Origin of the sequence: Lysinibacillus sp. OL1 (assembly GCF_004332175.1) — a bacterium.
Lineage (GTDB): Bacteria > Bacillota > Bacilli > Bacillales_A > Planococcaceae > Lysinibacillus > Lysinibacillus capsici.
In genome coordinates, this window is the sequence record NZ_SJDS01000004.1 from 219,519 (window position 1) to 231,755 (window position 12,237).

Annotated in this window: 12 protein-coding genes; all 12 read left to right on the forward strand. The window is 36.9% G+C overall.

The features are described from left to right. The first annotated feature begins 3 nt into the window (after positions 1-3). The 12 genes from EW028_RS10185 to EW028_RS10240 all read left to right on the forward strand — a co-directional run bounded on the left by EW028_RS10185 (position 4) and on the right by EW028_RS10240 (position 12,220). Positions 4-591: a stage II sporulation protein R gene (locus EW028_RS10185; RefSeq protein WP_131520789.1), complete on the forward strand. Its 588-nt coding sequence runs from the start codon at positions 4-6 to the stop codon at positions 589-591. 101 nt (positions 592-692) lie between these two features. Next, positions 693-1,727, forward strand: a complete 1,035-nt coding sequence (locus EW028_RS10190) for an L-threonylcarbamoyladenylate synthase (protein ID WP_131520790.1) — start codon at positions 693-695, stop codon at positions 1,725-1,727. Positions 1,728-1,890: 163 nt separating this feature from the next. Beyond that, positions 1,891-2,388, forward strand: coding sequence for a manganese efflux pump MntP (locus tag EW028_RS10195; RefSeq protein ID WP_131520791.1), 498 nt, complete (start codon positions 1,891-1,893; stop codon positions 2,386-2,388). A gap of 22 nt (positions 2,389-2,410) precedes the next feature. Continuing rightward, complete coding sequence (locus EW028_RS10200) at positions 2,411-2,851, forward strand: low molecular weight protein arginine phosphatase (RefSeq protein ID WP_131520792.1); 441 nt, start codon at positions 2,411-2,413, stop codon at positions 2,849-2,851. A gap of 8 nt (positions 2,852-2,859) precedes the next feature. Continuing rightward, positions 2,860-4,143 (forward strand): methyl-accepting chemotaxis protein, encoded by a 1,284-nt coding sequence (locus EW028_RS10205; RefSeq protein WP_004269465.1) that lies wholly within the window; start codon positions 2,860-2,862, stop codon positions 4,141-4,143. A gap of 328 nt (positions 4,144-4,471) precedes the next feature. Further along, positions 4,472-4,909, forward strand: coding sequence for a ribose 5-phosphate isomerase B (rpiB, locus tag EW028_RS10210; RefSeq protein ID WP_004269466.1), 438 nt, complete (start codon positions 4,472-4,474; stop codon positions 4,907-4,909). Positions 4,910-4,995: 86 nt separating this feature from the next. Then, entirely contained in the window at positions 4,996-5,538 is a 543-nt protein-coding gene (locus EW028_RS10215) for a TIGR01440 family protein (protein WP_131520793.1), read from the forward strand. A gap of 58 nt (positions 5,539-5,596) precedes the next feature. Further along, the gene (glyA, locus tag EW028_RS10220; protein WP_131520794.1) at positions 5,597-6,838 is read left to right on the forward strand and encodes a serine hydroxymethyltransferase; all 1,242 of its coding nucleotides are present in this window, start codon (positions 5,597-5,599) and stop codon (positions 6,836-6,838) included. 284 nt (positions 6,839-7,122) lie between these two features. Further along, the gene (locus EW028_RS10225; protein ID WP_131520795.1) at positions 7,123-9,279 is read left to right on the forward strand and encodes an EAL domain-containing protein; all 2,157 of its coding nucleotides are present in this window, start codon (positions 7,123-7,125) and stop codon (positions 9,277-9,279) included. 124 nt (positions 9,280-9,403) lie between these two features. Continuing rightward, the gene (gene upp / locus EW028_RS10230) at positions 9,404-10,033 is read left to right on the forward strand and encodes a uracil phosphoribosyltransferase (RefSeq protein ID WP_004269470.1); all 630 of its coding nucleotides are present in this window, start codon (positions 9,404-9,406) and stop codon (positions 10,031-10,033) included. Positions 10,034-10,190: 157 nt separating this feature from the next. After that, on the forward strand, positions 10,191-11,312 hold the full coding sequence (gene wecB / locus EW028_RS10235) for a non-hydrolyzing UDP-N-acetylglucosamine 2-epimerase (protein WP_131520796.1): 1,122 nt from the start codon (positions 10,191-10,193) through the stop codon (positions 11,310-11,312). A gap of 536 nt (positions 11,313-11,848) precedes the next feature. After that, positions 11,849-12,220, forward strand: a complete 372-nt coding sequence (locus tag EW028_RS10240; RefSeq protein WP_004269472.1) for an ATP synthase subunit I — start codon at positions 11,849-11,851, stop codon at positions 12,218-12,220. The last annotated feature ends 17 nt before the right edge of the window (positions 12,221-12,237 follow it).

The following is a 12,237-nucleotide window of genomic DNA, read 5'->3' on the forward strand; positions in this document are numbered from 1 at the left end:
TTTATGTTAAACGAATACAAGATTATTAGATTACCTAAACAAAATATCTTTCTAGCTTTTGCTAGACTAGTATTAATTGCGATTGTTTTACAGTTATGTGTTTTATATATTCCAACATTAGTAGGTTTGGCGAAGGAATCTTCCACTGATGTGCAAGAAAAAGATTTTCGTATACGTGTTATTGCAAACAGTAATACAGCACAAGATCAGCTAGAGAAACAGCAGCTTGTTCAAGATTTGAAGCCATACTTTTTACAAGTTGGTACCGCTGGATTTGCTGGGAATGAGCAAATTCTTTTGTTAAAACAACAAATTGAAGCTGAACTGAGCGAAAATTATCCACAATTGGATACACAGGTTGTTGTTGGGGATAATTTATTCCCACCAAAAAGACAAGATGCTGTACTTTATCCACAAAATGTCTATCAATCAATTGTTGTAAAAATTGGTGATGCACGCGGAGATAACTGGTGGTGCAGTATCTTCCCATCGATCTGTGAACCTGATAAAGAAGAGGTAAAAGAAGAAGTAGAAGAAAAAGAACAAGTTACATTCTTTATATGGGAATGGATTAAAGGACTTTTTGAATGAATTGTGCACAAATTCAGACAACTTATACACATTTTTTAATAAGTTATAAACAATATGTGGATAATTCAGTGAAAACGAATAATTGAAGGTAGGTATTAATCATGAAAACTGTTTGTAAGGTTGTGGACAGTAATGTGAATAGTCAGATTAATTATACACAAGCTGTGGATATCTTAAATGCAGGAGAGGTAGTGGCATTTCCCACAGAGACGGTTTATGGCTTAGGAGCGATTGCCACAAATGATCTGGCTGTTAAAAAGATATTTGAAGCAAAAGGTCGACCTTCAGATAATCCTTTAATTGTCCACGTTGGTACAAAAGAGGAAGTAGCGATCTATATCGACCATATTTCTGACATAGCTAAACAATGCATGGATTTATTTTGGCCAGGACCATTAACACTGGTGATGCCAGCGAAGCCAAATGTATTAGCTAAAAGTGTCACAGCTGGGTTATCAACAGTAGGCATTCGAATGCCTGATCATCCAGTAGCGCTTGCCTTACTACAACAGCTCCAAAAACCGCTTGCTGCACCGAGCGCTAATCGTAGTGGAAAGCCCAGTCCTACAGAAGCCGTTCATGTTTTAGATGATTTAGAAGGGTACATACCTTATATTTTAGATGGAGGTTCTACAGGCATTGGGCTTGAGTCTACTGTACTAGATGTGACACATGAACCTCCAGTAATTTTACGTCCAGGTGGCATTACGAAGGAAATGCTTGAGGCTAAGATTGGCCCCGTGATTCAACCAACTAAAATAGAACAGAAGCTAGACGCAACGCCTAAGGCACCGGGAATGAAATATACGCATTATGCACCAAATGCTCCCGTGTATTTAATAGACTGTGATGTTGAGAAAGTCAACGAAGCTGTTCTACATCTACAAAGACAAGGGCATAGTGTAGCACTACTGGCACCTGAGAACTTTGAGGGAATTAAAGTGGATTTTTACTTCTCTATTGGTGAAGCGGGAAGTAAAGAAGAAATGGGTGCGGCCTTATATAATGCACTTAGAGCATGTGATAAAACTACCGCTACCGTAATATTAGCAACAACTACTTCAATAGAAGGAGTAGGTGCAGCTATTATGAATAGACTTGAAAAAGCCTCTGGAGGTAAATGGTATTCATTATAATAGAATAATTATAGGCAAAAGACATTGAAGAACCACATGTTTTTTGTCTTTTTTTGTCTAATTATTATATGTTAAAAACGAAAAACAAATAGTAAACAGTTATGATAATAATGTATTTTCGAGCATAAAATGATAAAATATTAGGGAGTGAAGGAGTGCGTTCTTGCAGGGAATTCTTGCAGGTATATTAACGTCTGTTGATGTGATTGGTCTATATGTTTTGCTGCCAAATGTTAGATATCGATTATTTTTATCATTATGGACGGCTGCATTACATATGCTTTTTCCTTTATTAGGGTTTGAATTAGGAAGCTATTTAGTTCGATTTCTATTAGAATGGGGACAATGGATTTCAAGTATTTTATTATTTTGTATCGGTATGCATTTATTATTATTTTCTCACAGAGATGAAAAAGTAACGATTTCACCTGTACTTTTAGCAGTGACTGCAAGCCTAGACACCTTTTCAGTTAGTGTTTCTTTTGGTATGCTTAACTTAGAAAAAACGATTTTTATTATGAGTGCAGGCTTAAGTGCATTAATTTGTGCTTATGGGTCATTAGTTATAGCACGTAGGAGCCAAGTCTTTTTTGGCAATAAAATTCAAATCGTTGCCGGCATTATATTTATAATCATGAGTATTCTAGCTATTCAACAATAGATAAAATTGGAGAGTGATAAGTGTGAAAATATTATTTGTTTGTACAGGCAATACTTGTCGCAGTCCGATGGCAGAAGCTATTTTAAAACATAAACAAATAAACAATGTAGAAGTGCGTTCAGCTGGTATTTATGCGATGCCTAATGCACAAATGTCAGCACTTGCACAACAAGTGTTGAATGAAGCCCAAATGTCCCATCAACATTTTGCGACGCAATTATCCCAAGCTGAAATGGCATGGGCAGACTTAATTTTAACAATGACGACTGCTCACAAAGATACCGTCATTTCCAATTATCCAGAAGCTGAGCATAAGGTATTTACCTTGAAAGAGTATACAAATGAGGGCAGTTTAGAAAATGTAGTGGATCCTTATGGTGGTAATAGAGCAATTTATGAAGCAACATTTGCAGAATTAAAAGAACTGGTCAATCAATTAATACAAAAACTCGAAAAGAATTGAGGGGTCCTATGAAAAAACAATTTGGTTTACGCCTAAAGTTGGTGTTATTTGTTAGTGTTCTTGCACTAATCACCTACAGTGTCAGTTTTATATTCATTGAGTTTTTACAACCTACCTTCTTCCCTGACACAAATCGAAAAGTTTTTGAAGTGATTACGTATGCGTTAGGGATAACTTGGTCAGGGATATTAGCTGCCTTTTTAAGTGTAATCCTCATCAAGCCTTTACAGCAGCTTGAGCATTCAGCAACACTTGTGGCGGAAGGAAAAATAGGACAGGATGTACAAATGCCTAATACAAATGATGAGATTCGATCTGTGGCAGAGGCATTCCAACAAATGGTGTTAAATTTACGTCAAATGGTGGAAAGTATTGATCACAACTTCCAACAAACAAATCAATCGATTATCCAGCTTTCAGATGAAGCAGGAGTGGCAACTAGAAAGGCAGAAGGCATTGCGTCTACTGTAAAGCATATTTCTACAGGAGCAGAAGCATCTGCAACAGCTGTACAAGATACTGCTGAAGCGATTGAAGATGTAAGAACGCTTGCAACAGAGGTAAATAGTAGGGCAGAGGCATCAGCATCACAAACTAAAGAGATTCTACATAATTTATCGACAACAACAAAAGCCATTGAAACATTAGTGAATAGTATTCAACAAATTGCGACAGGTAATAATGAGGCATTAAAAAGCATTCATGCGCTAGAAGAGAATGCTGGACAGGTAGAACGAATAATTAGCTTAGTTGGTGACATTGCAGCACAAACCAATCTGTTGGCACTAAACGCCTCTATAGAAGCTGCTCGTGCTGGAGAACATGGAAAGGGCTTTGCAGTAGTAGCTGAAGAAGTTCGTGGTTTGGCTGATGAAAGTGCAAAAGCAGTGCAAGGAATTACTGCTTTAATTCAAACTATGCAGCAAAACGTAGAAGTAGTTGTGAAACAAATGAACGAACAAGTTGCCTTTGCAACAAAGGAGGCCGATCGAGTTTCTGAAACAACGACAGCAGTAGAAAATATGGCTTCTAATGTACATGAAATGGCAACATCAATTGTTGAGATTTCTTCTTTAATCGAACAGCAAATGCATAATATTGAAACGACAGCTCGACAGTCACAGGAAGTTGCTGCCATTGCGGAACAAACGTCAGCAGGTGCACAGGAAGTTCGTAGTGCAGCTGAAGAGCAAGCCTATGCAATTGAACAAGTCGAGCATCTAGCTCAAAGTTTGAAAAAGCAATCGGAAGCATTGCATAAAATGATCCAACAATTTGATAGACAAGCATAGTCCTGAAGGTTATACATAAATCCCATGAAAAATCGGATTTATGTATAACCTTTTTTATTAAAGGACAATTTATGTCCACTGTAAGTAAAAAGCTAAAAAAACTTCAGTAGATGGAATATTACAACAAAAGACCATTATCCGAACTTATTAACATGATATTCACATTATCCACAAAAAAATAAGTTTAAAAGTGAATAATTTTGTGTTAACATACAATTAATGTTCGTCTTTCGGGAAAAATCAACGTAAAAACATAAGAAAAATCGTGTTATTCTTCAGAAAGAAGTGGTACACTAAGGTTGACTATAATTCGAAAAGAGGGAACCCAGTGAGAATAGCAATTTCTTCTGATCACGGAGGCAATAACTTACGTCGTGAGATTATGCAGCTATTAGATGAACTTCAAATTAGCTACGAAGATTTTGGTCCACAATCTGCGGATTCAGTAGACTATCCAGACTATGCAAAACCTGTATCTGAGGGTGTTGCTAACGGAGAATTTGATAAAGGCATTTTAATTTGTGGCACAGGAATTGGTATGTCCATTGCCGCTAATAAGGTCAAGGGCATACGTTGTGCATTAGTACATGATGTATTTAGTGCCAAGGCAACGCGTTGCCATAATGATTCAAATATTTTAGCAATGGGCGAACGTGTAATTGGCCCTGGCCTTGCACGTGAAATCGTACAAGCATGGCTAGAAACCGATTTTGAAGGTGGCCGCCATGTACGCCGTATTGAAAAAATTACTGAACTAGAGCAATAATAGTTTTGTTATTCCATATATGGCATTCGTATAGGATGTCATATATGGCATGATTTTAATGGATATAGATGAAGGAGCTGAGCTTAATGGTTGTAAAACAAATACGAACACATTTGACTCAGTTACTCAGTGAATTTGAAGAGCAGGTATCATTACGACCTCATACAATTTTTGTAGTAGGGTGCTCTACATCTGAAGTGATTGGTCAGAAAATTGGCACAGCGGGAGCATTGGAGATAGCAGAAGCCATTTTTGAGCCGTTACAAGAATTTGCAGCAAAGCATCATTTGCTTTTAGCATTCCAAGGTTGTGAGCATATAAATCGCGCCATTACTATGGAAGCATCAACAGCTGAAAAATTTGGCTATGATCCAGTAGCGGTTGTCCCAGTACGTACGGCAGGCGGCTCAATGTCAGCATATGCCTATACGCAATTTGATAATCCAGTGATTGTTGAAACAATACAGGCACATGCAGGTATTGATATTGGACAAACATTAATCGGTATGCATTTGAAAGCAGTAGCTGTACCTGTTCGAACATCGGTAAAAATGGTAGGAGAAGCTGTTGTGACGATTGCAACAACACGTCCTAAGCTAATTGGCGGAGAACGTGCAGTATATAAATAATTACCACCCTATTTAGTGGTAGAGATGAATAACGATACTTTAGGAGGCTTTTTCAAACATGGCATATGAAAAATTAGCAGTACAAGACAAAGCAGTACTAGATGGAATTCTTGCAGAAAAAACACGTCAGCAAGCAAATATTGAATTGATTGCATCAGAAAACTTTGTATCCGAAGCAGTGATGGAAGCGCAAGGATCAGTACTGACAAATAAATACGCTGAAGGTTATCCTGGTAAACGCTATTATGGTGGCTGTGAGCATGTAGACGTAGTAGAGGATATTGCACGTGATCGTGTAAAAGAACTCTTCGGAGCAGAATATGCAAATGTGCAACCACACTCAGGTGCACAAGCAAACATGGCTGTTTACCATACGATTCTAGAACCAGGTGACACAGTTCTGGGTATGAACCTTTCACATGGTGGTCACTTAACACATGGTTCTCCAGTAAACTTCTCTGGTATTCTATATAATTTTGTAGAGTATGGTGTAACACAAGATACACAAGTGATTGATTATGAAGATGTACGACAAAAGGCTTTAGAGCATAAACCAAAACTGATTGTTGCTGGTGCATCTGCTTATCCACGTGAAATTGACTTCTCTAAATTCCGTGAAATTGCAGACGAAGTCGGAGCCTATTTCATGGTGGATATGGCACACATTGCTGGACTTGTAGCTGCTGGCGAACATCAATCACCAGTGCCATATGCTGATTTTGTTACATCAACTACACATAAAACATTACGTGGACCACGTGGTGGATTAATTCTTGCTTCAAAAGAATGGGAGCAAAAACTAAATAAATCTGTATTCCCAGGCATTCAAGGTGGCCCATTAATGCATGTTATCGCTGCAAAAGCTGTAGCATTTGGAGAAGCTTTACAACCAGAATTTAAAGACTATGCAAAACAAATTAAAGCCAATGCAAAGGCTTTAGCAGAAGTATTAATTGCTGAGGGAGTTGAAATTGTTTCTGGTGGTACAGATAATCATTTATTACTGCTAAATGTTAAATCTCTTGGTTTAACTGGTAAAGTAGCAGAGCACGCACTAGATGAAGTGGGTATTACAACAAATAAAAATACAATCCCTTACGATACTGAATCTCCATTTGTCACTTCTGGAATTCGTATTGGTACTCCAGCGGTCACTTCTCGTGGCTTTAAGGAGGAAGATATGAAAGAAGTAGGAGCAATTATAGCAGCTGTTCTTAAAAACTCTGAAGATGAAACAGTTAAAGCAGATGCAAAAGATCGTGTGAAGGCATTAACTGATAAGCATCCACTATATGTATAATCAATAGAATAATAGCTGTGTTTAAAGTACAAAATTTACTTTAAATACAGCTTTTTATTTTGGAAATCAAGGATTAAACTGTAAAAAACATCTTTTTTCTAACAAAGTAGAATAATCCTCTTATTTTTGAATAAATTTACATAAAAACGGTATAAAGGGATATATTATAGAAGGCAGAGGACAGATAGTGTCCTAGAAAAGAAGTTTTTTTAATAAAAGTGAAAATTTAATTAAATTTTATGTACAATGGAAATGAGATGAAGTGATAGAAAAGGAGGGGTTGGATGGTCACTAAATCGTTAAACACAGATTATGATGTATTATTAAACAGCATTCGCAAATTAGGGAATAATTCGAAAGAAAGCTACGTTATTTTTGATGCAACGAAGCATCATTACATAGTAGAGTGTAATGATTCATTTTGTATGCTTACTAATGCTGCACGTTCACAAATCTTAAATACTGAGTATTTTTCATGGCTATCAATGGACGAAAAAAAGACAACCATTGAAATGATGAAAGAAAAAATACATAACGGCATAATGGTGCAGGCGAAGCTATATCATAATGGCATCGATAAACCTCCCTTTTGGGCAGAAATACAAGCATTACCTTTTTGCAATGAGGCAAATGTAACCCAATTTGTTTTAGTATTTGTGAAGGATGTTACATATTATCATACGGAAGACTTCTTAATGCGTTTAGAAAATGATATGTACAGGGCAATTGAGAAGGAGTTTACTTTTGAGCAAAAGATGAAGCTTATTTGTCAAGGACTCGATGAATTTTTTATGCCAAATATTGCAAGTATGGTGCTCATAAAAACAGAAGTAAACCAATTACAAGTTTTCATAGGAGGTAATCAAACAGAGAGCGTACCAAGATGTTGTGCAAACAATGATTTCTTTAAGAAGGTCATGCAATCAGAAACGTCTACTTTCATAGAGAATTTAGATGAAGTGAATATTCCTAAAGAACATAAGCAATATGCTTCGCTAGCTAAAAAGTCACATGGATGGTTTATCCCTATACGTAATCAACAGCGGCAAGTAATAGGTGTTTTTTCGATATTTAGCCAAAAAACACAAAGTGACCAAATGCTTAAAAATATGTTTCGAAAAATGGGTGCTCTTGTTGCATTGGCTTATTCATATGCAAGGACGCAGAAAAAAATTTGGGATTTAGCCTATACAGACATTACAACAGGTCTGCCTAATCGTCACAGCTTTGTTAATACGATTGAAAGGGAAGTCCAGCAGGGGCAAAGCGGCTTTATTAAAATATTAAAACCTAGTGAATTTCATCAAGTAGTTGAATTGTACGGTCGTGAAATTGGTGATGAACTTTTAAGACAACTTGCCAAACGTCTTGAGCAAGACAAGTCAGAAAGTAATGAGTATGTTGCTAGATTTACTAGCTCTAGTTTGATTATGACTACAATGTCACTTCATGAAGATTTGAATGATTATGAGATGAGAATAAAAGAAACGATTCGCCAGCCTTTTATCATAGGAGGAAAGCAAATCTATATTACATTAAAAACAGGAATTGCTTCATATAATGAAGACATAAATATTAATGATGCGATTCGTTTTGCAGATAATGCGTTATCCTTTGCAATCGATAGGCCAGGCACACATACAGAAATATTTACAACAGAGAAAAACGATGTGCTGGTACAGAAGATGACGATCTTAAATCATTTGTCAGAAGCCATCAAAAATAAAGAAATAACAGTCCACTTACAGCCTAAAGTAGATTTACGCAATGGGGAAATTCAAAGTATTGAAGCACTTGCAAGGTGGATTTCTCCAAAATTGGGCTTTGTTTCACCAGCACTCTTTATTCCAGTAGCAGAGAGTGCTGGTAAGGTGCGAGAAATTGATGTGCTTATTTTAGAGACGGTACTCTCATGGCTTTCAGAACGACAACGCCTGGGAAAGAAATTAGTGAAAATTGCTGTCAATATTTCGCCTGATCATTTTTACTACATGCATTTTGTTCAAGATACACTGAAACTTGTGCGGAAGTATAATATTGACCCTAGCTATATTATCTTAGAGGTGACAGAAAATATTGGTTTAGTAGATTTTCAATCAGCCTATAAGATCATTCAAGAGCTAAAGAGCTATGGCTTTAAAACATCCGTAGATGATTTTGGAACAGGTTTTTCTTCATTAAGCTATTTGCAACAGCTACCGTTTGCTGAACTAAAGATTGATCGAAGCTTCATCAATGCTATTGAAGATCCAGCAACTCTGGCTATTGTTCGCTCTATTATTCAGTTAGCATTAAATTTAGGAATGATTTCAGTGGCAGAGGGCATAGAGACAGAGGAACAGGTTGAGATTCTACGTGCGCTAGGATGCACAGTAGGACAAGGATATTTCTATTTCAAGCCAATGCCAATTGAACAATTAGATATAATTCTTGATCAATAACTTAGTTTTGACAAAAGAATAGATGATAAAGGGAGTTGTCCTAAATTTATTTTTGAGGCAACTCCTTTTTTCTGTTATACTAGTTGAGATAAAAATGAATCCGAACGGTGAGGAGAGAATCCCTTTGAGCAAAGTCTATGTATTTGATCATCCACTAATCCAACACAAATTAACTTATATTCGCGACAAGAATACAGGAACAAAAGAATTTCGTGAGCTAGTAGACGAAGTGGCAACACTTATGGCATTTGAAATTACACGTGATATGCCAGTAGAGGAAATTGAAATTGAAACACCTGTAACAATTGCAAAAACAAAAGTACTTTCTGGTAAAAAACTTGCAATCGTACCGATTTTACGTGCAGGTATCGGTATGGTAGATGGCGTATTAAAGCTTATCCCTGCTGCAAAAGTTGGTCATATTGGTCTTTACCGTGATCCAGAAACATTAAAACCAGTTGAATATTACGCAAAACTTCCTGCAGATGTTGAAGAACGTGATTTCATCATTGTAGATCCAATGCTTGCAACTGGTGGTTCTGCAGTGGAGGCAATTCATTCACTGAAAAAACGTGGAGCTAAAAACATTAAATTCATGTGCTTAATCGCTGCACCAGAGGGTGTGAAAGCTATTCAAGAAGAACATTCGGATGTAGATATTTATATTGCTGCTCTTGATGAAAAATTAAATGACCATGGTTATATTGTACCGGGCTTAGGTGATGCTGGAGACCGTCTATTCGGTACAAAATAAAAATCCATACATGAAATTTCCTCATTTAGGAAACTAATAACTTGTGAAAGCGTCCTTCAAATTGAAGGGCGTTTCATAGTATGTGTAGGTAAGTAATCCTTCATCAACAGGAGATTGGTCTTACCCTACAATAACAAAAAGGACGGTGCAGATCGTTTTGACAAAAAAATGGAAAGTAATGACGATTTTTGGTACAAGACCAGAAGCAATTAAAATGGCTCCTCTTGTTTTGGAGTTACAAAAGTATCCTAAGCAAATAGAATCTATTGTAACTGTAACAGCACAGCATCGCCAAATGCTCGATCAAGTATTAGAAACGTTTAGTATTACACCAAACTATGACTTAAATATAATGAAGGATCGCCAAACATTAATTGATGTAACGACAAACGCATTACAGGGTTTAGATCAAGTAATGAAGGAAGCACAACCAGATATCGTTTTGGTACATGGTGATACAGCAACGACTTTCATTGCAAGTCTCGCTGCGTTCTATAACCAAATCGCTATAGGCCATGTAGAAGCTGGACTTCGAACATGGAACAAATATTCACCATATCCAGAGGAGATGAATCGCCAACTAACAGGTGTGATGGCAGATTTACATTTTGCGCCAACTGAAGTATCTAAAAAGAATCTTTTAGATGAGAATAAAAATCCAGCGACGATTTTTGTTACAGGTAATACAGCAATAGACGCATTAGCAACAACAGTCAGTGAACACTACTCACATCCTGTTTTAGATAAAATCGGGAAAGATCGCATGATTTTATTAACAGCACATCGTCGCGAAAATCTTGGTGAACCAATGCGCCATATGTTTAAAGCGATTACTAGAATACTCGCAGAACATGAGGATGTTCAAGTTGTTTATCCAGTTCATATGAACCCGGCTGTAAGAGAAATTGCTAATGAAATTTTAGGGAATAATAAACGGGTACATTTAATTGAACCGCTTGAAGTATTTGATTTCCATAACTTTGCGGCTAATTCCTATATGATCTTAACGGATTCAGGCGGTGTACAAGAAGAGGCACCTTCATTAGGAAAGCCAGTGCTTGTTCTTAGAGATACGACAGAACGTCCAGAGGGAATTGCAGCAGGAACATTAAAGTTAGCAGGAACAGAAGAGGAAACAATTTACGCCTTAGCAAAGGAATTACTAACAGATAATAATGCCTATGAAGCAATGGCTAAAGCATCAAATCCATATGGGGATGGACATGCATCTAAGCGTATTGTTGAAGCATTGCTAGGATTTTTACAAAAAACTAATTAATATACTATATTTTATATTAAAAATAAGTCTAATGTACCTGTTGAAATGGGTAAGCTAATTTACGAGCATAATCTTGTCGTAAATTAGCTTTTTTAATGCGTGAGAAGGTTGAGAAATTTTGAAACTATGAAATTTCATACACAAATTTGTCAACAATTTGACAAGAGTATAGAGGCTGTGAAGTTTTTCTCCTTTACCAATTGACTTCAAATATCACCTATTGTATGCTTACAAAGGGTAAGAATGATAAGGGTTTCTGTTCATAAATAGGACGTTGAAACACTTGTTATATCAACTTTCTACTAAATTGACAGTTCAAAATAAGACTGTCGATTTGCAACGTTTTGTGCGTTTCGGTTTTTACCGAGTCGGTAAGGGGTGTAAGTTATTTTTTGGGCATTTACACCTGTAATTGAAATGACTCTCCCATTACTATTCCGCTGTGAGTAGTGCTTTTCACTGCTCTTTTCTGATTTCACATAGTGGTCAGCAAACGTTTTCATTACTCGAAAAAATGATTCAGGAGATTACAACCAATGCTAGATTTGCATCACATTTTTGCTGTGCAGAAGAGGGCGTTATTTTTTTTGCTTGCACTCTGCGCATTAGGCTGGGGATTTACCCCCTATCAAACTGTTTTTGCGGGCATCGCAGTCGGTGCATTCTTTGGTACGTATAATTTTTGGATTTTAGTTCGACGTATGGAGAAGTTTGACAGATCCATTAGTGAAGGGAAGAAAATAGGCTCACTTGGTACAGCGCTTCGCTTTGGATCAGGTGTTGCGGCAGTCGCAATAGCCATTTCGTTGCCAAACTATTTTCACTTAATTAGCACGGTTATAGGGCTAATGATTCCGTACGTTTTTCTCTTTGTCGAGAGAATTGTGTCACATGTAAGGAACCGCTAATGTGCTTTAAATTAGAA